The 21,249-nt window shown below is 63.5% G+C and carries 18 protein-coding genes; 2 read left to right on the top strand and 16 right to left on the bottom strand.

What is annotated here, in order from left to right:
* Nucleotides 1–7: 7 nt before the first annotated feature.
* The 3 genes from ACA062_RS12670 to gabT form a co-directional block, all read right to left on the bottom strand.
* Nucleotides 8–496 carry an Lrp/AsnC family transcriptional regulator gene (locus ACA062_RS12670; protein WP_003174918.1) on the bottom strand — a complete coding sequence of 163 codons (489 nt, stop codon included), beginning with the start codon at nt 494–496 and terminating at the stop codon, nt 8–10.
* A gap of 44 nt (nt 497–540) precedes the next feature.
* Nucleotides 541–1,197 (bottom strand): HAD family hydrolase, encoded by a 657-nt coding sequence (locus ACA062_RS12665; RefSeq protein WP_497457407.1) that lies wholly within the window; start codon nt 1,195–1,197, stop codon nt 541–543.
* A 98-nt stretch (nt 1,198–1,295) separates the two neighbouring features.
* Complete coding sequence (gabT, locus tag ACA062_RS12660) at nt 1,296–2,588, bottom strand: 4-aminobutyrate--2-oxoglutarate transaminase (protein WP_497456668.1); 1,293 nt, start codon at nt 2,586–2,588, stop codon at nt 1,296–1,298.
* 274 nt (nt 2,589–2,862) lie between these two features.
* Between gabT and ACA062_RS12655 the strand changes: the two genes are divergently transcribed.
* Entirely contained in the window at nt 2,863–3,789 is a 927-nt protein-coding gene (locus tag ACA062_RS12655; protein ID WP_497456667.1) for a 2-hydroxyacid dehydrogenase, read from the top strand.
* A gap of 120 nt (nt 3,790–3,909) precedes the next feature.
* Here the strand turns inward: ACA062_RS12655 and ACA062_RS12650 are convergent, their stop codons facing one another.
* The 13 genes from ACA062_RS12650 to ACA062_RS12590 form a co-directional block, all read right to left on the bottom strand.
* A complete protein-coding gene (locus ACA062_RS12650) occupies nt 3,910–4,989 on the bottom strand; it encodes a tartrate dehydrogenase (RefSeq protein ID WP_497456666.1) in 1,080 nt (359 codons plus the stop codon).
* A 26-nt stretch (nt 4,990–5,015) separates the two neighbouring features.
* Complete coding sequence (locus ACA062_RS12645) at nt 5,016–6,473, bottom strand: NAD-dependent succinate-semialdehyde dehydrogenase (protein WP_497456665.1); 1,458 nt, start codon at nt 6,471–6,473, stop codon at nt 5,016–5,018.
* 275 nt (nt 6,474–6,748) lie between these two features.
* Nucleotides 6,749–7,906: an acetylornithine deacetylase gene (argE, locus tag ACA062_RS12640; RefSeq protein ID WP_497456664.1), complete on the bottom strand. Its 1,158-nt coding sequence runs from the start codon at nt 7,904–7,906 to the stop codon at nt 6,749–6,751.
* Nucleotides 7,903–9,057 (bottom strand): NAD(P)/FAD-dependent oxidoreductase, encoded by a 1,155-nt coding sequence (locus tag ACA062_RS12635; RefSeq protein WP_497456663.1) that lies wholly within the window; start codon nt 9,055–9,057, stop codon nt 7,903–7,905. The genes argE and ACA062_RS12635 overlap by 4 nt, the downstream gene beginning before the upstream one ends.
* Nucleotides 9,054–10,445 carry an FAD/NAD(P)-dependent oxidoreductase gene (locus tag ACA062_RS12630; RefSeq protein ID WP_497456662.1) on the bottom strand — a complete coding sequence of 464 codons (1,392 nt, stop codon included), beginning with the start codon at nt 10,443–10,445 and terminating at the stop codon, nt 9,054–9,056. Before ACA062_RS12630 ends, ACA062_RS12635 begins: the two co-directional genes overlap by 4 nt.
* Complete coding sequence (locus tag ACA062_RS12625; RefSeq protein ID WP_128870408.1) at nt 10,427–10,735, bottom strand: (2Fe-2S)-binding protein; 309 nt, start codon at nt 10,733–10,735, stop codon at nt 10,427–10,429. Before ACA062_RS12625 ends, ACA062_RS12630 begins: the two co-directional genes overlap by 19 nt.
* Nucleotides 10,732–12,573, bottom strand: coding sequence for an ABC transporter ATP-binding protein (locus tag ACA062_RS12620; RefSeq protein ID WP_497456661.1), 1,842 nt, complete (start codon nt 12,571–12,573; stop codon nt 10,732–10,734). Before ACA062_RS12620 ends, ACA062_RS12625 begins: the two co-directional genes overlap by 4 nt.
* 1 nt (nt 12,574) lies before the next feature.
* A complete protein-coding gene (locus ACA062_RS12615) occupies nt 12,575–13,450 on the bottom strand; it encodes an ABC transporter permease (RefSeq protein ID WP_497456660.1) in 876 nt (291 codons plus the stop codon).
* Nucleotides 13,447–14,403 (bottom strand): ABC transporter permease, encoded by a 957-nt coding sequence (locus tag ACA062_RS12610; protein WP_497456659.1) that lies wholly within the window; start codon nt 14,401–14,403, stop codon nt 13,447–13,449. Before ACA062_RS12610 ends, ACA062_RS12615 begins: the two co-directional genes overlap by 4 nt.
* 46 nt (nt 14,404–14,449) lie before the next feature.
* Nucleotides 14,450–16,087 carry an ABC transporter substrate-binding protein gene (locus tag ACA062_RS12605; RefSeq protein ID WP_497456658.1) on the bottom strand — a complete coding sequence of 546 codons (1,638 nt, stop codon included), beginning with the start codon at nt 16,085–16,087 and terminating at the stop codon, nt 14,450–14,452.
* A 95-nt stretch (nt 16,088–16,182) separates the two neighbouring features.
* Nucleotides 16,183–17,457, bottom strand: a complete 1,275-nt coding sequence (locus tag ACA062_RS12600; protein ID WP_497456657.1) for an NAD(P)/FAD-dependent oxidoreductase — start codon at nt 17,455–17,457, stop codon at nt 16,183–16,185.
* Nucleotides 17,458–17,499: 42 nt separating this feature from the next.
* Nucleotides 17,500–18,168 carry a haloacid dehalogenase type II gene (locus ACA062_RS12595; protein ID WP_497456656.1) on the bottom strand — a complete coding sequence of 223 codons (669 nt, stop codon included), beginning with the start codon at nt 18,166–18,168 and terminating at the stop codon, nt 17,500–17,502.
* A 496-nt stretch (nt 18,169–18,664) separates the two neighbouring features.
* The gene (locus ACA062_RS12590) at nt 18,665–20,137 is read right to left on the bottom strand and encodes an aldehyde dehydrogenase family protein (RefSeq protein WP_497456655.1); all 1,473 of its coding nucleotides are present in this window, start codon (nt 20,135–20,137) and stop codon (nt 18,665–18,667) included.
* A gap of 242 nt (nt 20,138–20,379) precedes the next feature.
* On the opposite strand from ACA062_RS12590, the gene ACA062_RS12585 reads away from it, so the two are divergent.
* Nucleotides 20,380–21,237 (top strand): GNAT family N-acetyltransferase, encoded by an 858-nt coding sequence (locus ACA062_RS12585; protein WP_497456654.1) that lies wholly within the window; start codon nt 20,380–20,382, stop codon nt 21,235–21,237.
* Nucleotides 21,238–21,249: the final 12 nt, after the last annotated feature.

Genomic DNA, 21,249 nt, shown 5'->3' with positions numbered 1-21,249 from the left:
GGATGTTTCAGTGACGCAGAAGCTTGCGCAACGGCACGCCGTCCTTGAGCACCGGGGACTTGATGACGATGTAACTGAAGTACTTGGAGATGCCGATGTTCTTGTCCAGCAGGCTTTCGACCACTTCCTGATAATGCTGGATGCTGCGGGTCATGAAACGCACCAGGTAATCGTAACCACCACTGATCAGATGGCACTCCAGTACCTCATCGACCAGACGGATGTTGGATTCGAATTTGGCGAAGTCTTCACGCTTGTGGTCGCTCAAGGTAATTTCAGTGAAGACCGTGACCGAGTCGGTGATCTTCGCCAGGTTCAGGTGCGCCTTGTAGCTGGAAATATACCCCGCCGATTCCAGCCGCTTGACCCGTTGCAGACAGGGACTGGCCGACAGTCCTACGGCATCGGCCAGGCTGACGTTGGTCATGCGCCCGTCCTTCTGCAGCTCGACCAGAATACTGATATCGATCCGGTCCAGTTTTACTAACCCTTCCATTGCCTACCTCTGACTGCCATTTGTAGGACAATCTTCTAGCAAAATCAGCGCCGTAAAGACAGCTGATGCTGCGCCACCAGATCCGCCATGCTGTTGATGCAATAATCCGCAGCACAGGGAGTCGGCTGTTTTGCCCGCCCGCGACAGATCAGGCACAGGGCCCTGACCGCCTGTCGACCGACCGAAGGTCGGGTCACCTGGAGGATGTCAGCGGCGTGCAGTTCGTTGGCTTGCAGCCACTGCGGATCGAGCAAGGGATCACTCGCCAGTGAAATGAAATCCTCAGGACTGATCCCCAGGCGCTCACAGAGCAGACCGCGATCTTCGGCGTCCCGGTCGCCCTGCACCAGCAGGCGGTAGAACTTGCGCAGGTACAACATTGCACCCGGCGCATCCTCGAACAACGACCAACCGGCCACCGAACGGGCAAAGCTCATGCCCTCCTCCCAGCTCGCCTTCAGCCCCCAGCGCTCGGCCAGTTGCCGATGGGCGAAACACAATAAACCACTGAACCCCAGCTCCTCGAAACGCGGGTAAAGCCCCCGAATCACCTCGGCGTATTCGGCCAGCACCTGATCCTTTTCAGGACGTCCGCCCCGGCTGTCGAGCAGCGGTTGCAGTGCGGTCCAGACCCCCGAATCCCGATCGACCAGGACTTCATCGCAATCGATGAGCAGTGCTCGATAATCAGTCAGCCCCATGGTGCGCAAAGCCTCCGATGATGCATTCCATTCCATCCATGCTCCATAAACGCTCACGGGCGATGCCTTGCGGCACCGCCCCGAGCGCGGGCATGGGCTTACTTCAAGACCCGTGCCAATGCCGCTTGCAGAATCTGCAAAGCTTCGTCGACCTGCGCTTCGGTGGCCACCAAGGGTGCGAGGAAACGCAACACGTTGCGGTACACCCCACACTTGATCACCAGCAGGCCACCGACCCGGGCTTCATCGATCAGGCGCTGGTTGAGGTCGGCGTCCGGCGTGCGGGCTTCGTCATCCTTGATCAGTTCGATCGCCAGCATGAAACCGGTGCCGCGCACGTCGCCGATTTGCCCGTGAAGGGCCTGCAGCCGCAACAACCCCTGGCGCAGCCGCTCGCCCAGTGCTTCGCCGCGGGCCAGCAGCTGTTCTTCCTCGTAAGCCTCGATCACCGCCAGGGCCGCCGCGCAGGACAGGGCATTTCCGCCATAGGTGCCGCCCAGACCACCCGGCAGCGGCGCATCCATGATCGCCGCCTTGCCGACCACGCCGGACAAGGGCAAACCACCGGCCAGGCTCTTGGCCACGGTGACCAGATCCGGCTGGATGCCAGCGTGTTGGAAACCGAACCACTTGCCGGTACGGCCGAAGCCGGTCTGGATTTCATCGAGGATCAACACAATGCCGTGCTTCTCGGTCAGGGCACGCAGGGCCTGGAGAAACTCCGCCGGTGCCGAGAGGAAACCACCATCGCCCTGCACCGGTTCGATGATGATCGCGGCCACGCGCTCAGGGGCAACCTGGGTCGCCAGCAGCTCGTCGAGGGCCTTGAGGGCCATGTCGCTGCTGACCCCTCGATAAGCATTCGGATACGGCGTATGGAACACCTCCGGAGCGAAGGGGCCGAAGTTCTGTTTGTAAGGCTGGCTCATGCCGGTCAGCGTGGTGCCAAGCAACGTACGGCCGTGGAAGCCGCCGCGAAAGGCGATCACCGCCGAGCGGTTGGTGTGGGCACGGGCAATCTTCACCGCGTTTTCCACCGCTTCGGCGCCGGAGGTGAAGAACGCCGCTTTATAAGCTTCTTTGCCCCCGATCATTTCGCACAGGCGCTGGGCCAGGTCCAGATACGGTTGATAGGCCACCACCTGGAAACAGGCGTGGGTGACTTTCTGCAACTGGGCCTGTACCGCGGCGACCACCTTCGAATGGTTGTGGCCGATGTTCAATACGCCGATGCCGCCGACGAAGTCCAGGTAGCGCTTGCCATCCACGTCCCACAACTCGGCCCCCTGTGCGCGATCGATCACCAGGGGGTGAGCGGTAACCAGGCCACGCGGCACGAATTGATCGCGCTGACGGAGCAAATGAGGGGTTTCGTCGACTTTGCTGTTCATGGCATTTCCCATCGTGAGTCCGGCAACCGGGAGGTGGTTGCGATGGTGTTCAGGTTAAGGCTTGCGCGAAACGATCTACGCCGAACTTGACCCCTGAGAAATTCGGATCGACTGTTTTCACCCCGCCAAACGGCAGATTCCTTCAGCCCGCCGAATCTGCCGGCCACTTACCGATAGCACCTCGCGCAAGCCGTTTAACCCGGCCCTTTCGACAGATCCTGCGCCGACATTGCGCGATGATGGACAACCCCCTCATCCTTTTCAGGAAATACCCATGGCCCTGCTTTATATAGCTGACCCAGTGCGCGGCGAACAGTGGCAAGCGCTGTTTGCCGAACACGCCCCGGATATCGAATGGCGCGCCTGGCCGGACATCGGTGATCCCGAGGACATCGAGTACCTCGCTGCGTGGCAGGCGCCCGATGATCTGCAAGCGCTGCTGCCGAATTTGAAGGTGCTGTTCGCCTTGTCTGCCGGGGTCGATCAACTGGACCTCGCTCGCTTGCCGGCGAGCCTGCCAGTGGTGCGCCTGCTGGACCCGGGCATCACCCGCGGCATGTGCGAATACGCCAGTTTCGCCGTGCTCAGCCTGCACCGGGACATGCTGCGTTACCGCCAGCAGCAAATGGCGCGCTGCTGGCAGGCGCACTTGCTGCAACCTGCGGCCTCGCGTCGAGTCGGGGTCATGGGCCTCGGCGCCCAGGCCAGGGAAATTCTGGCAACGTTGCAGCCACTGGGTTTTGCGCTATCGGGCTGGGCCCGCAGCGCCCACCAGGTACCGGGCGTGGCGTGTTATGCCGGCAACGAACAACTGCCGGCGTTCCTCAGCCAGTGCGACATCCTGTTATGCGTACTGCCGCTGACCGGGCAGACTCAGGGCATTCTCGATCGTCAACTGTTCCGGCAACTGCCCCAGGGTGCGGCGCTGATCAACATGGGCCGTGGCGGGCATCTGGTGGAAGGCGATCTGCTGGAGGCGCTGGACAGCGGGCACCTCAGCGGCGCGGTGATCGATGTGCTGCAGCAGGAACCGGCGCCGCAGGATCATCCGTTCTGGGATCATCCGCAGATTCTGCTGACACCGCATATTGCCGCGATGACTCAGCCGGAAAGTGCGTTTGGGGTGTTGCTGGAGAATATTCGCCGGTATCAACGGGGTGAACCGATGGAGGGCCAGATCGATCGCTCCCAGGGTTACTGAACACACAGATCCCCTGTAGGAGCTGGCTTGCCAGCGAAGGCGTAGTGTCAGTCGACATCAATATCGACTGGACGGACGCCTTCGCTGGCAAGCCAGCTCCTACAGTGGTTAGGGGTGGATTCAGAGATTGTCGGCGATGGCTTTGCCGACGTCTTGCGTCGACCCCTTCCCCCCCAGATCCGGCGTAATCGGCCCTTCGGCAATCACCCGCTCGATCGCCTGCAGTATCCCGTCATGAGCCGCGCGATACCGCTCGTCACCGTTACCCAGGAAATCGAGCATCAACGCCCCGGACCAGATCATCGCAATCGGGTTAGCAATGTTCTGCCCATAGATGTCCGGTGCCGAGCCGTGCACCGGCTCGAACAGCGACGGAAAACGCCGCTCGGGATCGAGGTTGGCCGACGGCGCGATACCGATGGTGCCGGCGCAGGCCGGGCCGAGGTCGGAGAGGATGTCGCCGAACAGGTTCGACGCCACCACCACATCAAAGCGGTCCGGCTGCAACACGAAACGCGCGCACAGAATATCGATGTGCTGTTTGTCCCAGGTAATGTCCGGATACTGCGCGGCCATCAACGCCGTGCGTTCGTCCCAATACGGCATGCTGATGGAGATGCCGTTGGACTTGGTGGCCGCCGTCAGGCGCTTGCGCGGCCGGGTCTGGGCCAGCTCGAAGGCGAACTTGAGAATCCGGTCGACGCCACGACGGGTGAACACCGACTCTTGCAGCACGAATTCATGGTCGGTGCCTTCGAACATCTTGCCGCCGACCGACGAATACTCGCCCTCGGTGTTCTCGCGGATTACCACGAAATCGATGTCCCCCGGCTTGCGTCCCGCCAGCGGGCACGGCACCCCGGGGAACAGCCGCACCGGGCGGATGTTCACGTACTGGTCGAAGTCGCGGCGGAACTTGAGCAGCGAACCCCACAGCGAAATATGGTCCGGGACCTTGTCCGGCCAGCCCACCGCGCCGAAGTAAATCGCATCGAAGCCCTTGAGCTGTTCGAACCAGTCATCGGGCATCATCTGCCCGTGTTCCAGGTAGTAATCGCAGTGGGCCCAGTCGAGCACCTCGATGCTCAGGTCCAGTTGCCACTTCTTCGCAGCCTGCTCCAGTACCCGCAACCCCTCCGGCAGCACTTCCTTGCCAATGCCATCGCCGGCAATCGCGGCGATTCTGAATGTCTTGCTCATCAATCATGGCTCCCCGTGTCTGTGCGTTACAGCCCGCCGATGTGGAAGGCTTTGACTTCAAGGTATTCATCCAGGCCGTACTTGCTGCCTTCACGGCCCAGGCCCGATTGCTTGATGCCGCCGAACGGCGCGACTTCCATGGAAATGATCCCGGTGTTGAGCCCGACCATGCCAAACTCCAGCGCTTCGCCAAAACGCCATGAACGGCGCAAGTCCTGGGTGAAATAGTAGGCGCCTAAACCATAAGGCGTGGCATTGGCCAGCGCGAGGGCTTCGGCTTCATCGGTAAAGCGCATCAAAGGCGCTACCGGGCCAAAGGTTTCTTCGTTGGCCAGCAGCATGCCGGCGTGGGCTTCGCCAAGGACCGTCGGCTGGACAAACTGGCTGTCGCCCGCGGGCATGCCGCCGCAGAGCACGCGCGCACCCTGGCTCAGGGCATCGTCGATGTGCCGGGCGACCTTGCTCACCGCCGCCGGGTTGATCAGCGGGCCGATGCTGACGTCGGCGTCCAGCCCGTTGCCGACCTTGAGCTTGCCCACCTCCTCCACCAGGCGCGCAGCGAAACGTTCGTAGATGCCGTCCTGCACCAGGATGCGATTGGCGCAGACGCAGGTCTGGCCGGCGTTGCGAAACTTGCTGAGCATGAGGCCGGCCACTGCCTGCTCCAGGTCAGCGTCGTCGAACACAATGAACGGCGCATTGCCGCCCAGTTCCAGGCTCAGACGCTTGATGTGTTCGGCGCTCTGGCGCATAAGCAGGCGGCCCACGGCGGTGGAACCGGTGAAGGAAATCTTGCGCACGGTCGGGTTGCCGGTGAGCTCTTCGCCGATGCCGGCGGGCAGGCCGGTGACCACGTTGAACACCCCGGCCGGAATGCCGACCCGTTCGGCCAGCACCGCCAGGGCCAGGGCCGACAGTGGTGTCAGCTCCGAGGGTTTGACGATGATCGGGCACCCGGCCGCCAAGGCCGGTGCGCACTTGCGGGTGATCATCGCGTTGGGGAAGTTCCACGGAGTGATCGCGGCGCACACGCCGACCGGTTGCTTGAGGGTCAGCAGCCGGCGATCGCCGCTGGGGGCCGGCATGGTTTCGCCGTAGACCCGCCGGGCTTCTTCAGCGAACCATTTGACGAAGCCGGCACCGTAGCGGATTTCGCCCTTGGCTTCGTTGAGCGGTTTGCCCTGTTCGCAGGTCATGATCAATGCCAGGTCGTCGAGGTTGTCGATCATGGCCTGATACCAACGCTCCAGCAGCGCTGCCCGCTCCCCCGCCGGGCGCGCACGCCACGCGGGCCAGGCACGCTCGGCCGCTTCGACGGCGCGACGGGTTTCGCTGTCGCGCATCGCCGGTACTTGGGCGAGCACCTGGCCGCTGGCGGGGTCGATGACGTCCAGGGTCGCGGCGTTGTCGGCGCCGGTCCACTGGCCGTCAATGTAGGCGAGTTCTACCAGAAGGCTGGGGTCTTTCAAACGATTTTTGAGCATGGTCGAGTCCTGATCCGAGACAGGTTCCAGTCTAGGGAGGGGCTGCGGAGGAGGATGCTGAAAGCGTCTGATGGGCAGCGTCGGATGCTGAAATTTGCGATGGGACGGCAGGCTCTACCGAGGGGACATAGGGTCTGTCCAGGTAAACACAGAACCCTGTGGGAGCGAGCTTACTCGCGAAGGCGGTGTTACAGGCAACAATGATGTTGAATGTGACGGCCCCTTCGCTGGCAAGCCAGCTCCTACAGTTGATCGGTGCTGGCCTTGGGACCTGATTACAGTTTCAGGGACTCCAGCAACCCTTCCAGAAACCGCTCCCCCGCCTCCATCTGGCTGATCTCGATGAACTCGTCCGGCTTGTGCGCCTGTTCGATCGACCCCGGGCCGCAGACCACCACCGGCACATCCAGGCGCTGCTTGAACAGCCCGCCCTCGGTGCCGAAGGAGACCTTGGCGGTGCCGGTGTCCGGCGCGGCGAAGTTTTTCAGAAAGCGCACCGCTTCGACGCTCGGATGCGTGTCCAGGCCGGGATACACATTGATGGTTTCAATCTCGATGGCCGCGACGCTGGACAGCTTTTTCGCCTCGCGCACAATCACTTCGGCGCGCTCGCGCATCTGCTCCAGGAACTGATCCAGATCGTCCGCCGGCAAGTTGCGCACTTCGAAATCCAGGGTGCACAGGTTGGGCACGATGTTCAGCGCCTTGCCGCCGACAATCTGCCCGACATGCACGGTGCTGTAAGGCACGTCATAGTCGCCATCCTGAGCGCCCTGCTCCTGCAACTGCTGCTGGCTCTGACGCAGCGCGGCGATGAAATCGCAGGCCACGTGAATTGCGTTGACCGAACGCGGGGCCAGCGAGGAATGTGCCTCCAGGCCACGGCAGTACGTGCGGTAAGACCCCTTGCCCTTGTGCCCGAGCACGAACTGCATGTTGGTCGGCTCGCCGATCAGGCACAGGAACGGCCGCACCGGCGCCAGGTGCAGCACGTCGAGTAAACGACGCACACCGACGCAGCCGGTTTCCTCGTCGTGGGACAGCGCCAGTTGCAGTGGCCGGCTCAACGGGCTGTCCGCCGCGTCGAGCATGGCGTCGAGGGCCAGGGCGATGAAGCCCTTCATGTCGCAACTGCCACGGCCATAGATCCGCCCGTCCTGCACCGTCGCCTGGAATGCCGGGAAGGTCCAGGCCTGCCCCGCCGCCGGCACCACGTCGGTATGGCCGGACAGCAGAATCCCCGGCAACTCCCGGGGGCCGGTGCTGGCAAACAGATTGGCCTTTTGGCCGCTTTCGTCCTTGACGATCAGCGACTCGATGCCTTTGCTCAGCAGCAGGTCGCGCACGTATTCGATGAGCGCCATGTTCGACTCGCAAGAGACGGTGTCGAAGGCCATCAGGCGTTTGAGAATGTCCAGTACACGAGGTTTCATGAGGCCTTGCTCCGTTGCTCGGCGGAAAGGGCGAACCGGTTGATGGAGAACGGCTCAATTGAAGTGCTGGTGCTGCCGGTGCTGATCAGTTCGGCCATCACGTCGCCGACGCCCGGACCGAGCTGGAAGCCATGGCCGCAGAAGCCGAAGGCATAGAACAAGCCATCGACAGTGCCGCTCGGGCCCATCACCGGCAGGGAATCGGGCAGGTAACCCTCGATGCCGCTCCAGACCCGGATGATGTTGAGGTTGCCGACTCCCGGCAGCAGGCGGCGCATTTGTTCGAGCTGATTGAGGATGCTGCGCGGCTCGACCTGGGCCCGGCGATTGAGCATGTCCGGTTTGCTGCGGTAGCCGCCGCCGATGACAATGTTGCCCCGAGGAATCTGCCGGAAATAGATCACTTCCTCGGGAATTTTGGTGTACACGCCGATCACCGTCGGCAACGCGTAGGGCACCGGCTCGGTCACGGCCATTTGCGGGCCGTGGGTGTCCAGCGGCACCGGTTCGCCGAACTGGGCAGAGAGCTTCTGCCCCCAGGCACCCGCGGTGATCAGCAACTGCGCGGCACTGAACCGGCGGCCGTCGGTGGTGCTGATGCTGAACTCGCCGCCGACCTTCTGCACCTCGGCGACTTCGGTCTGCTCCTCGATCCGCGCGCCGAGGCGGCGTGCGGCACGGGCAAAGGCCGGGGCTGCCAGGCGCGGATTGGCGTGCCCATCGTGGGGCGCATAGGAACCGCCCTTCACGTCCCGCCCGAGGAACGGAAAACGCGCGTGCAGCTCGGCGCCACGAAAGATCTGCAGGTCCAGCTGCGCCGCTTCGGGCGCTGCCGCGTAAGCCTCAAGCTCGGGGATTTCGTCTTCGCGGTAACACACCCGCATGTGGCCACTGGCGATGAATTCGAGGTCGTCATCGATCAGCTCCGGCAGACGCTTCCACAGCGCCCAGGAACGGTTGGCCAACGCCAGCTGGCCGAGGTACCGCCCTTGGCGCCGCACGTTGCCGAAGTTCACGCCACTGGCGTACTGACCAATCTGGTCGCGCTCCAGCAGGATCACCGACTGCCCCCGCCGGCGCAGGAAAAACGCCGCCGCCGAGCCCATCAGGCCGCCGCCGACAATCACGACATCGGCTTTTTGTACCGTCATGGCGACACCTCAGTGGTGAGCATCGAAAGCGGTTTGACCGGCGCCTGGCCGCGTTGACGGCCGACCTGTTGCACCTTGACGCCGGCCGCCGCGGCAATCACCTCGGCCCCGGCCTGGGAGCAATAACGGCCCTGGCAACGGCCCATGCCGACCCGGCTGAACGCCTTGGCCCGATTGACTTCACAAGCACCTTTTTCGCTGACGGTGCGGCGCAACTCGCCGGCGCTGATCATTTCGCAGCGGCAGACGATGGCTGCATCCGGCAGCGCCCTGGCGTGTTCGGCAGGCCAGGGAAACGCCTGGGCCAGGCCGAGGCGAAACTGGTCCATCACTGCCAGTGCGTGGCGTTGCTTGTCGCGCACACCGGCATTCACTGGCTGATGCAGGTCTTCCAGCAGCGCCATGGCCACCAGGCGTCCGGCGTGTTCCGCCGCATCCGCGCCGCGAATCTTCGAACCATCCCCGGCGGCATACACGCCATCGACTGAAGTCCGGCCATCCTCATCCACCGCCAGCCACCATTGGCCGGAGGCGTCATCAAAGCGCATGCGGCAACCGGCCAGATCGGCCAGCTGGGTTTCCGGGCGCAGGTGATACCCCAAGGCCACGGCGTCACAATCCACCCCCAGGGTCTCGCCTTTGGCGGTACGCACCCGCACACCGCTGACACCGCTCGCGGCGTCGCCCACCACTTGCAGCGGCTGGACCCCCAGGTGCACCGGGATCTTCGCCTGATACAGCTGCGCCAGCAGTTTCATCCCGGTGAACAGCAACCCGGGGCGCGCCAGCAGTTTGGGCATCGCCAGGATGCGTTTGCGCAGCGGCGAGGTGTCGAGCACCGCCGCCACGCTGGCGCCGGCCTTGACGTACTGGCTGGCCACCAGGTACAGCAACGGCCCGCTGCCCATGAATACCACGCTGTGGCCGATGGATACCGCCTGGGACTTGAGCGCGATTTGCGCCCCGCCGAGGCTGTAGGTCCCCGCCAGTTGCCAGCCTTCGATTGGCATCAAACGGTCGGTGGCGCCGGTGCAGAGGATCAATGCATCGTAATCCACCGTCGAATGTTGGCCCTGACTGACACAGCACAATTGCCCCGGCGTCAGGTTCCACACCAGGGTGTCCGGGCGATAGTCGATCTGCCCGCGCAAGCGGTCGAAACTTTGGTGCAGGTGCCGGGCCTTGGTGGCCTCGGTGCCGTAAAGGGTGGCGTAATCCCGGGTAAACCCTTCGGGCTGGCGGCGGTAGATCTGCCCGCCATCGCGACGGTTTTCATCGATCAGGATCGGCTTGAATCCCGCCGACATCAGGGTTTCGGCGCAACGGATACCCGCCGGCCCGGCGCCAACGATAACGACTTTTTTAGAGCTCAGCCGTGCAGTGGCCATTTCGCCTCCGGTTGTGTGGTGACGATGTCCAGCCCTTCACGGACCTCGTTGGAACAGGCGCGCAGACGTTCGCCGCCGCGGGTCCAGACCCAGCAATCCTGGCAGGCGCCCATCAGGCAAAAACCGGCGCGCCGTCCCGAGTCGAACTCCGACTGGCGCAACGCCGATCCCTGGGTCAGCAACGCGACCATCAGGGTGTCGCCACGCAACGCCTCGATGGGTGCGCCGTCCACGGTCAAACTGACGGTTGGCCGGCCCTGCTCGGCCAGTCTCACAAATCGCCCCTTCATGCATAGGCTCCCTGGGTCATGATGTTCAAATCCTGCTGGGTTTTCAGCAACTCGGCGCTGTCGTGGTGACAGAGGATTTCACTGCCGCCGGCGACGATGCGCCGGTTCGGTGCCGTGCGATTGCACACACCGTCGATCCGCACCGGGCACCGGCTGAGGAAGGTGCAGAGCTCTGGCACGTTGGCCTTGGCGCCGATCGGCGGCAGCTCGCCACAGGTGGTGCCGCAGCTCTCCAGCCAGCCCTGGCGCAGTTCCGGCACCGAATGAATCAACAGGTCGGTGTACGGATGGAACGGTGCCTGGGCGAACGCTTGCCGGGTGCCGGCCTGCACCTTGTGCCCGCTGTACATCACCACGATGTCGTCGCACAGCGCCCGCACCGTGGAAATGTCGTGGCTGATGAACAGGTAGGACACCCCCAGTTGCTGGCGCAGGTCGCGCAGCAGTTCGAGAATCGCCGCACCGACCACAGTATCCAGCGCCGAGGTTACCTCGTCGCAGAGAATCAGGTCCGGCTTGGCCGCCAGGGCCCGCGCCAGGTTGACCCGCTGTTTTTGTCCGCCGGACAGTTCGTTCGGCCGGCGTTCGGCCATGGCTCGCGGCAGGCGCACCAGGTCCAGCAATTCGCCGATGCGCTCGCGCAGCGCGGCGCCCTTGAGGCCGAAATACATTTTCAAGGGGCGGCCCAGAATAGTACTGACACTGTGCATCGGGTTGAGCGCGGTGTCGGCATTCTGGAACACCATTTGAATCCGTCGGAACTGTTCGTCAGTGCGCTCAGAGAGACTGCCACCCAGTGGCTGGCCATCGAAGGTCAAACTGCCCAACGCCGGAGTCAACAACCCCGCCACCACCCGCGCCAGGGTCGATTTACCCGAGCCCGACTCACCGATCACGCCGATGGCCTGGCCCCTGCGCACCGTCAGGTCGATGTCTTCCAGCACACGAATCGCCGGCATGCCGTGCGTGTTCTTGTTGCCGTAGCCGGCGGTCAGGCCCTGGATCGTCAGCAACGGCGTGTCTTCGGCGACACCACAGGGTGGGCGGATGGTGGTGTCCGGCCGCGCCGCCGCCAGCAGGCTGCGGGTGTATTCGTGGGCCGGGCCTTTAAGCAAGGGCGCGGTGGCGTTCTGTTCGAAAATCTGGCCGCCGTTGAGTACCACGATCTGATCGGCCATCTGCGCTACCACGGCCAGGTCGTGGGACACATAGACCGCTGTCGCGCCCCGTTCGCGCACCACCCGCTTGAAGGCGCGCAGCACGTCGATCTGGGTGGTCACGTCGAGGGCCGTGGTCGGTTCGTCGAGCACCACCAGCAGTGGATCGCTGATCAGCGCCATGGCCGCCATCACCCGCTGCAGTTGCCCGCCGGAAACCTGATGGGGGTAGCGCTGGCCGATGCGTTCCGGGTCCGGCAGTGCCAGGTCGCGGAACAATTCGATGGCCTTGGATTCGAGCACAGCGCGGCTGCCCAGGCCATGGATCAAGGCACCCTCCACCACCTGGTCGATGAGTTTTTTCGCCGGGTTAAACGCCGCCGCCGCGCTTTGCGCGATGTACGACACCCGGTTGCCGCGCAAGCCCTGCAGCTCGCGTTCACTCAATGCCAGCATGTCATGCTCGCCGACCTGCACCACCCCGCCCGCCAACCGGCAGCCACGCCGGGCGTAGCCGAGCAGCGCCAGGGCGATGGTGGTCTTGCCGGAGCCGGACTCGCCGATCAGCGCCAGCACTTCCCCTTTTGCCAGGGCGAAGCTCACGCCCTTGACGATTTCCACCTCGCCGCGCTCGCCACAGGCGACCACCCGCAGGTTTTCGACGCGTATCAATTGGCTCATATCAATGACCTCCCGAACGTCGACTACGTCGCGACGACAGCCGGTCGATAAACAGATTCACCCCGATGGTCAGGGTGCCGATGGCCAGGGCCGGAATCACGATGGCCGGCGCGCCCTGGTTGAGGCCGCCGATGTTCTCGCGCACCAGCGAGCCGAGGTCGGCGTCCGGCGGTTGCACGCCCAGGCCGAGAAAGCTCATGCCGCTGAGCAGCAGCACGATGAAGCCGAAGCGCAAGCCCAGGTCCGTCAGCACCGGATTGAGCATGTTCGGCAGGATTTCCACGCAGGCGATGTACAGCCGGCGCTCGCCGCGGGTACGGGCCACCTGCACGTACTCCAGGGCTTCGATGTTCACCGCCATGCTGCGGGCGATCCGGAATGCGCCCGGGGTAAAGCTCAACACCGCGGTGCAAATCAGCAAGGTGACCGAGGAGCCGAAGGCCGAGACCATGATCAGGGCGAGCATCTTGCTCGGGATCGAAATGAAGGCGTCCATCAGGCGACTGATCACTTCATCCAGCCACTTCGGTGACACCACCGACAGCAACGCACAACCGGTACCCAGGCCGCTGGCCAGCACCGCCGCCACCAACGCCAGGCCCACGGTAAACCGGGCGCCGACGAGGATGCGGCTGAGCATGTCGCGGCCCAGGTAGTCGGTGCCGAACGGATAGACCGCACTCATGCTGTCGAAGACGTTGTCGGAGACCACCTCCCCCACCGGGTGCGGTGCCAGCCATGGGCCGAAGATCGCCACCAGCAGCCACAGGACACACATCACCGCCCCGACCAGCCCCAGCCAGGAGGGGCCGGCGGACACCTTGCCGGCTGCCAGTTCAGGCGCAGCAGGCGTCGATTTCACAATGAGATTGTTCATTGGTTTCTCAGCCTCGGATTGGACAGAATCGCGCACAGGTCGGCAATCAGCACCAACCCCAGGTACGCCGTGCAAAACAGCATGGTGCAGGCCTGGACCAGCGCCATGTCGCGGTTGGTCACGGCATCGACCATCAGGCTGGCGATGCCGGGGTAGTTGAAGATCGTCTCGACGATCACCACCCCGCCCAACAGGTAGGACAGGCTCAGGGCGATGGCGTTGGCGATCGGCCCGATGGCGTTGGGCAAGGCGTGGCGCAGCACGATGCGCATCGGGCTCACGCCCTTGAGCCGCGCCATCTCCACGTAGGGGCTGTCGAGCTGATCGATCACCGCGGCCCGGGTCATGCGCGCCATTTGCGCGACGATCACGCAGCACAGCGTCATCACCGGCAAGGCGTAGGTGCGCATGAATTGCCAGGGCGAAGTGATGTCGCTGGCGTAGGACAGCGCCGACAACCAGCCCAGGTTCACCGCGAAAATCAGCACCGCCAGGGTCGCCACCAGAAACTCCGGCACGGCGACCATGGCCAGGGTGAAGAAGCTCAGGAAGCTGTCGATGCGCCCACCGCGGCCCATCGCCGAACCAATGCCGAGGATCAGTGCCACCGGCACCGACACCAGCGCCGTGGCGGCCGCCAGCATCAGGGTGTTGGGCACCCGCCCGGCCATCAGGTCGCTGACCGGCATGGCGTTGGATACCGACTGGCCGAGGTCACCGCTGAGCAGGTTCATCAACCAGTGCAGGTAACGCAACACACCGGGCTGGTCGAGCCCCAGTTTCAGGCGCAAGGCTGCCACTTGCTCCGGCGTGGCGAACTGCCCAAGCGCCTGTTGCGCCGCGTCCCCCGGCAGTACCGCCGTGATCGCGAACACGACCATGGACACGATCAACAAGGTCACGATCGCGGCGCCCAGGCGCCGGCCGATCAACCACAGTGTGTTGCTATTCATCGCCCTGCCCTCATGCAATGTCCTCGTAGCGCAAACCCATCGCGGATCAAGCGTCCAGCCAGACCTGCTCGGCGAACATGTAGCCCATGAAGCCGCCCAGCGGGTTGCTGCCATAACCTTTGATGCGCTGGTCGACGCCGTCGATGTTGCTGATGAACACCGGCACGCCGATGCCGCTGTGGTCATGCACCAGGGTCTGCATGTCGGCGTACATCTTGCTGCGCTTGGCGTCGTCGGTTTCACCCCGGGCGAGCATCAGCAACTGGTCGAACTGATCGTTCTGCCAGCCGGATTCGTTCCACGGCGCCTTGGACTGGAAGAACTGCGAGAACATCACGTCGGCGTTCGGCCGCGGGTTGATGTTGCCGAAACTCAACGGGTGCTTCATCCAGTGGTTGGACCAGTAGCCATCGCTCGGCAGACGGTTGACGTCGAGCTTGAGCCCGGCCTGCTTCGCCGATTGCTGCAGCAGTACCGCGATGTCCACCGAACCGGTGGCGGCGGGCGATGCGACCAGCGGCATGGTGATGCTTTCCATGCCGGCCTTTTTCAGCAGGAATTTGGCTTTTTCCGGGTCGTAGACTCTTTGCGGCAGGTCGGCGTTGTAATAACGCGAACCGGGGGAAATCGGATGGTCGTTACCGACCACGGCATAGCCACGGAACACCGCGGATTTGACCTGTTCACGGTCCAGCAGATGCTTCATCGCCTGGGTGAATTCGGCGCTTTTACCCGGCATCTGGTCCTGGCGGATGATCAGGTCGGTGTAGTTGCCCGACGGCGCATCGACCACCCGATGCTTGGCGCTGGCCTTGATCCGTGCGGTGGAGCGCGGATTGACCTCGTTGATCAGGTGCACATCGCCCGACAGCAGCGCGTTGATTCGCGACGGTTCGTCGGCAATCGCGATGAACTCTATTTCGTCCAGGTACGGCAGGCCCGGTTTCCAGTAGCCGGTATTGCGCGCGGCAATCGAACGCACGCCGGGTTTGAACTCCTTGACCTTGAACGGCCCGGTGCCGATGCCCTGGTTGAAGTCGGTGGTGCCTTCCGGAACGATCATCAGGTGCGACACGGCGAGGATCGACGGCAGCTCGGCGTTCGGCGCGCTGAGACGGATCTGTACTTCGTTGGGGCCGGTGGCCTTGATCTCCTCGAACTGCGCCATCAGCGGCATGACCTTGGAGCCGGTCAGCGGGTCCTTGTGGCGTGACAGCGAAAACACCACGTCGGCGGCGCCCAGGGTCTTGCCGTTGTGGAAGGTCACGTCCTTGCGCAGGGTGATGGTCCACAGCGTCGCATCGGTGTTGTCGATGCGCTCGGCCAGTTCCAGTTGTGGCACCAGGTGGCTGTCGAAACGGGTCAGGCCGTTATAGAACATGAAGTGACGCACGTAGTCGGTGGACAGCGCGCCCTTGGCCGGATCCAGGGTATCAGCGGTGGAACTGGACATACCGGCGACGCGGATGCGCCCGCCCGGCTTGCCTTTGCCCGGGGTGGCGGCTTCTTCGGCGAACAGTTTGCCGGCGGCACCGAACAGGCTGCCGGCACCCACCGCCGCGACGCCGGCCACGCCGAGCATCTGCAAGGCATTGCGGCGCGACATGCCGCGATTGAGGCCTTCGAACACCCGCAGGCTGTCCTGGCCGGAGATCAGTTGGGAGTCGATCTTGTTGTCAGTCATATCAGTTGTACCTGTCGATAATCAGTAGATTCGAGTGCTCGCGGATGTCCGGAGCGTCCTGGAAACGCAAACGACGGTGACGCCACAACATCAACTCAATGCAAATAATCCTGGAATCGGTAATAGGCACCTACAAACGGCAGGAACCAGGGTTTGCCAAAATGCCCGGGAATCGCCGGCCATTCCAGTTCGCGCCAAGGGTTGGCCTCAACCTTGCCGGTCATGACGTCAGCCATGACCTGGCCCATGTGCACCGACATCTGCACCCCGTGGCCGCTGTAGCCCATGGAGTGATAAATCCCGCCGTGCTGGCCGGCCCGGGGCAAGCGGTCGGAGGTCATGTCTACCAGGCCGCCCCAGCAGTAGTCGATCCTGACGTTGGCCAGCTGCGGGAACATCTGCACCATCGCCGCTTGCAGCACTTTGCCGCTCTTGGCGTCGTTGACACTGTCGGACATCGCGAACCGCGCACGGCCGCCGAACAGCAGGCGGTTGTCCGGGGTCAGGCGAAAATAGTTACCGATCATGCGGCTGGTGACGTAGGCGCGCCGACCGGGCAGCAGTTGGTCGATCAAGGCCTGCGGCAGGACTTCGGTGGCGATCACGAAACTGCCCACCGGCACGATCCGCCGCCGATACCAGCCCAACCCGCCGTGCTGACAGGCGCCGGTGGCCAGCAGCACTTGCCCGGCGTGCAGCGAACCCTTGCTGGTGTTGACCTGATAGCCGCCAGCCTTGGCCTGCCAGTCCACCACCGAGGTACCTTGATGGATCAAGGCACCGTGACGCGCCGCCGCTTCGGCTAGCCCGACGCCGAAGCGCCCGACGTGCATCTGCACGCCGTTGCGTTGCAACAAGCCACCGTGGAACTGCGCCGAATTGACTTCCGCCCGGGTCTGCTCGGCGGTCAGCAATTCGACGTCGGCATCGACTTCCTTGCGAATCAGTTCGCAGGTGCGCGCCAGGCCTTCGTAATGCATCGGCTTGGCGGCCAACTTGAGCTTGCCGTTGCGGATCAGGTCGCAGGCAATCTGCTCCTGCTCCACCAATGAAACGACACTCTGCACGGCGCTTTCGTAAGCCTGGTAATAAGCCCGCGCCTTGTCGGCACCGAGGCTGGCGCTGAGCCCGGCGTAGTCCTGGGCCACGCCGGTGTTGCATTGGCCGCCGTTGCGCCCGGAGGCTTCGCCGATCACCCTTCCAGCCTCCAGCACCACCACACTGGCGCCCTTCAAGGCCAACGCCCGAGCCGCCGCCAAACCGGTGAAACCGCCACCGACGATGGCCACGTCGACCTGCCCGGGCAAAGCGCCGGGCTGGGCACCGGTGAAGTCCGGTGCGGTGTCGAGCCAGTAGGATTCACTGCCCATGTCTAATCCCTTATGTGGTTAAGAGTGCCGTTATCGTTCGACTCAGAGCCCGACCAGCGCTGCCAGGCCACCGATGTCAGTGATCTGCTGGTAGCCGTAGAAGGCATTGGCCGGAACCTCGTGACCACGGGCGACGAACGCCTTGTTTTTGATCTTCATGTCGTGGGCCGGCATCAGGTCGTAACGGAAGCTGGAGGACACATGCAAGATGTCTTCCGGACCGCACCCGAGGTTGTCGAGCATGTACTCGAACGCCGCCAGGCGCGGCTTGTAGGCCTGGGCCTGTTCAGCGGTGAAGACCTTGTGGAACGGTGCGCCGAGCTTGTCGACGTTGGACATGATCTGGCTGTCGCTGGCGTTGGAGAAAATCACCAGGGGGATCTTGTCGGCGATTTTCGACAGGCCGGCCGGCACGTCAGGGTGCGGGCCCCAGGTGGGCACGGCGTCGTAATACAGCTGGCCTTCGTCGCGGTATGCGATGCCCCAGCGTTTGCAGGTCCGCGCCAGCGCGGTCTTGAGGATCTCGTCATAGGGCATCCAGTCACCCATGACCTGGTCCAGGCGATAGGCCGAGAAGTCCTTGACGAACTGATCCATCTGCTCGGGCTTCACGCGATCGGCGAACAGTTCGCGGGTCATGGTGCCCATGTGGAAATTGGTCAGCGTACCGTAGCAGTCGAACGTAATGAATTTGGGGCGAAGAAAGCTCATTGAGTGCGGTCCTGAAGTTCGTTGAGGTCATGGCGTGACAAGCATTCGCTCCATTTCGGGAGCCGTGATGCAACCCTGCAGCACACCGTCATTACAACACCGTGAATTCAGCAGATGGCGTTAAAAGCGCCCTTGGCTCGATACAAACCACCGTTTTGCTACCCGCCCTCAGCAGACTTTGCGGCGCGCTCCAGGCTTGGGCAAAGCCTGTGTTTGTGCGCTCTTATGGGACTTTACGGGGCCATCGGAAGCGAATGTGCGGGCAATTGCCGCAGAACCTGCGCCGGGTGGAACGAAAACGGGCGCTTCCGTGGGAAAGCGCCCGTTTGGCGGCTAACTCACCCCCCTGTAGGAGCTGGCTTGCCAGCGAAGGGGCCGTAACATTCAACATCATTGCCGGCTGTAATGCCGCCTTCAACACATTCAACATCGTTGTTGCCTGTGATGACGCCTTCGCTGGCAAGCCAGCTCCTACAGGGGGGTATCAGTGTTTTTGTTATTGGAGGATATCGATCAACACACTCTTGAAGCGCAAGTTGGCCTCGAAGGCTTCACGTCCCAGGTCCTTGCCGATGCCCGAGCGTTTGTAGCCTCCGGTCGGCAGGATGTAGTCGTTACTGCGCCCGTAGCGGTTGACCCAGACAGTCCCCGCCTCCAGGCGCCGGACCAGGCGCAGGGCACGATTGATGTCGGCCGTATGCACGCCCGCCGCCAGGCCATAGGTGTCATGGGCGGCCAGGCTCAACGCCTGCTCCTCATCATCGAACGCCTGCACGGTCAGTACCGGGCCGAAAATTTCTTCACCGATCGCTGGGTTGTCGTTGTCCAGGCCGGTGAGCAAGGTCGGTCGGTAGTAGGCGCCACCCAGGCCTTCGAACAACCCGCCACCGGTCAGCACTTCGGCACCGGCCTGGCGCGAACGCTGAACGATGCCGTCGATACGGCTGGCCTGCAGGCGGGAAATGATCGGTGACAGCGTGGCCTCGGACGACCAGGTCGGCCCGGGACGCAGTTCTTCGAAATACGCCTGCAGATGGGCGACAAAAGGTTCCATGATCGAGCGCTGGATCAGCAGCCGCGAGCCGGACACGCACACCTGCCCGGCGTTGCCGGTAATCGCCAGCGCCACGGTGCGCGCGGTTTTCGCGATGTCCGGAACGTCGGCGAACACCAGTTGCGGGCTCTTGCCGCCCAGTTCCAGGGTGACCGGTTTCGGCCCCACCAGCGCGCAGGTCGACATGATGCTCGAGCCGGTCGCCGTGGACCCGGTAAAGGTCACCTTGGCGACCCGCGGATGCCGACACAGCGCGTCACCGGTGGTGCGGCCATCGCCCTGCACCACGTTGAAGATCCCCGCCGGAATGCCCGCCTGCAACGCCAGCTCGGCAAAGCGCAGGCTGGAGAACGGCGTCAACTCCGAGGGCTTGAGCACCACGGCATTGCCCGCCGCCAAGGCCGGCGCGACTTTCCAGGAGGCCATGCTCAACGGGAAATTCCACGGCGCGATGGCGGCAATGACGCCGTAAGGTTCGGCAATCTGCATCCCCAGGCGGTCGGTCTGGGTCGCCGCCACCTGGCCGCCATGCTTGTCCGCCAGCTCGGCAAAAAAACGAATGCCTTCGGCGACATAAGGAATGTCCCAGGCGATCACGTCTTTATGGGGACGGGTCGACCCCAGCGCTTCCAGCGGCGCCAGCACGGCCGCGTCGGCTTCGATCAGATCGGCCCAGCGACGCATCACTCGCGCCCGTTCCCGGGGTGGCCGACTGGCCCAATCGCTGCGGTTGAACGCTTGCCAGGCATCGTTGACCGCCTCGTCCACCCGCGCAGCATCGGCAATAGGCAGCTCGGCATACACCTGGCCATCCGAGGGTCGCGCCACCTCCAGGCCGGGTTGAGCATCGCGGTATTGTCCACCGATGAAATGAGCGCTGCGCACAGCGATGAGGCGAGGATCGAAGCTATCCATGGAGCACTCCAGAAGAGGAACGGTGAGTCGTGAACCCAGGCCTCCATCGTAGAAAAAAAACCCAAGCATTTGCTGCCGACCTTGCCGGGCAATTAAGTAGGAAGTGTGGTCTTGCCGCCTCTGTCTTGCGGAATCTGCCGAATGCTCGGGGCCCCCTTGTCAGGCCTTCGCGCAGATGGGATACAGGCAGCATCGCACTGGAAATCCGGTCGCTCGCGCACATTGTCCAACGGAGACTCGCCATGTCCGCCTTGCAACAACCTGCTTATGTCTATCGCCCGATGACCGCCGCCGACCTGCCCTCGGCCCATGCGTTGTCCGTGCAATTGAAGTGGCCCCATCGCCTGGAAGACTGGGCGATGTTGCAGCGGGTCAGCCATGGTTTCGTGGTGCTGGACGGCGAGCGCCTGATCGGCACTGCGTTCACTTGCCCCCAGGGCGGGTTCGCCACCATCGGCCTGGTGATAGTCAGCGACGACTACCAGGGCAAGGGCATCGGGCGCAAGTTGATGGAGCAGGCACTGGATGCCTGCCAGTCCCGCACCCCGGTGCTCAATGCCACGCTGGCCGGGGCGCCGCTTTACGTTAGCCAGGGGTTTGTCGAGTTCGGGCGGATACAACAACATCAAGGTCAGGCACAAGGCCCTGTCCCCGAGCCGCTGGCAGACGACGAACAATGCCGCCGGTTGCGCGCCGATGACCGGGCGCAACTGCTGGCCCTGGCCAACGCCGGCAGCGGGCTGGACCGGCAAGCCGTGCTCACGGACCTGCTCGAGGTGGTCGAACATTCAGTGGGGATCGAGCGTGACGGCCAGTTACGCGCCTTCGCCCTGCTGCGCCCTTTCGGCCGTGGTCGCTGCCTCGGCCCGGTGATCGCCGAGAATGTCGAACAAGTCAGGCACCTGATCAGCGTGCTGCTGGCGCAAGTGCCGGACGCCTTCGTGCGCATCGACATTCCGGCGGACTGTGGCTTGGGTCAATGGCTGGAGCAGGCCGGCCTCAAACAGGTCGACACCGTGGCGCAAATGGCCAAGGGCACCCCACCGCAAGCGAGCGCAAACGTGCGGCAATTCGCGGTGGTCACCCAAGCCATCGGCTGAACGCCGCGCACA

This window comes from Pseudomonas sp. LBUM1679 (assembly GCF_059695565.1).
This window is presented reverse-complemented; position numbering and strand designations above follow the sequence as displayed.

What these genes read in the sequence shown, in the direction of transcription:
- ACA062_RS12670 (WP_003174918.1), bottom strand. Translation starts at nt 496, where the DNA reads ATGGAAGGGTTAGTAAAACTGGACCGGATCGATATCAGTATTCTGGTC.
- ACA062_RS12665 (WP_497457407.1), bottom strand. Translation starts at nt 1,197, where the DNA reads ATGGGGCTGACTGATTATCGAGCACTGCTCATCGATTGCGATGAAGTC.
- gabT (WP_497456668.1), bottom strand. Translation starts at nt 2,588, where the DNA reads ATGAACAGCAAAGTCGACGAAACCCCTCATTTGCTCCGTCAGCGCGAT.
- ACA062_RS12655 (WP_497456667.1), top strand. Translation starts at nt 2,863, where the DNA reads ATGGCCCTGCTTTATATAGCTGACCCAGTGCGCGGCGAACAGTGGCAA.
- ACA062_RS12650 (WP_497456666.1), bottom strand. Translation starts at nt 4,989, where the DNA reads ATGAGCAAGACATTCAGAATCGCCGCGATTGCCGGCGATGGCATTGGC.
- ACA062_RS12645 (WP_497456665.1), bottom strand. Translation starts at nt 6,473, where the DNA reads ATGCTCAAAAATCGTTTGAAAGACCCCAGCCTTCTGGTAGAACTCGCC.
- argE (WP_497456664.1), bottom strand. Translation starts at nt 7,906, where the DNA reads ATGAAACCTCGTGTACTGGACATTCTCAAACGCCTGATGGCCTTCGAC.
- ACA062_RS12635 (WP_497456663.1), bottom strand. Translation starts at nt 9,057, where the DNA reads ATGACGGTACAAAAAGCCGATGTCGTGATTGTCGGCGGCGGCCTGATG.
- ACA062_RS12630 (WP_497456662.1), bottom strand. Translation starts at nt 10,445, where the DNA reads ATGGCCACTGCACGGCTGAGCTCTAAAAAAGTCGTTATCGTTGGCGCC.
- ACA062_RS12625 (WP_128870408.1), bottom strand. Translation starts at nt 10,735, where the DNA reads ATGAAGGGGCGATTTGTGAGACTGGCCGAGCAGGGCCGGCCAACCGTC.
- ACA062_RS12620 (WP_497456661.1), bottom strand. Translation starts at nt 12,573, where the DNA reads ATGAGCCAATTGATACGCGTCGAAAACCTGCGGGTGGTCGCCTGTGGC.
- ACA062_RS12615 (WP_497456660.1), bottom strand. Translation starts at nt 13,450, where the DNA reads ATGAACAATCTCATTGTGAAATCGACGCCTGCTGCGCCTGAACTGGCA.
- ACA062_RS12610 (WP_497456659.1), bottom strand. Translation starts at nt 14,403, where the DNA reads ATGAATAGCAACACACTGTGGTTGATCGGCCGGCGCCTGGGCGCCGCG.
- ACA062_RS12605 (WP_497456658.1), bottom strand. Translation starts at nt 16,087, where the DNA reads ATGACTGACAACAAGATCGACTCCCAACTGATCTCCGGCCAGGACAGC.
- ACA062_RS12600 (WP_497456657.1), bottom strand. Translation starts at nt 17,457, where the DNA reads ATGGGCAGTGAATCCTACTGGCTCGACACCGCACCGGACTTCACCGGT.
- ACA062_RS12595 (WP_497456656.1), bottom strand. Translation starts at nt 18,168, where the DNA reads ATGAGCTTTCTTCGCCCCAAATTCATTACGTTCGACTGCTACGGTACG.
- ACA062_RS12590 (WP_497456655.1), bottom strand. Translation starts at nt 20,137, where the DNA reads ATGGATAGCTTCGATCCTCGCCTCATCGCTGTGCGCAGCGCTCATTTC.
- ACA062_RS12585 (WP_497456654.1), top strand. Translation starts at nt 20,380, where the DNA reads ATGTCCGCCTTGCAACAACCTGCTTATGTCTATCGCCCGATGACCGCC.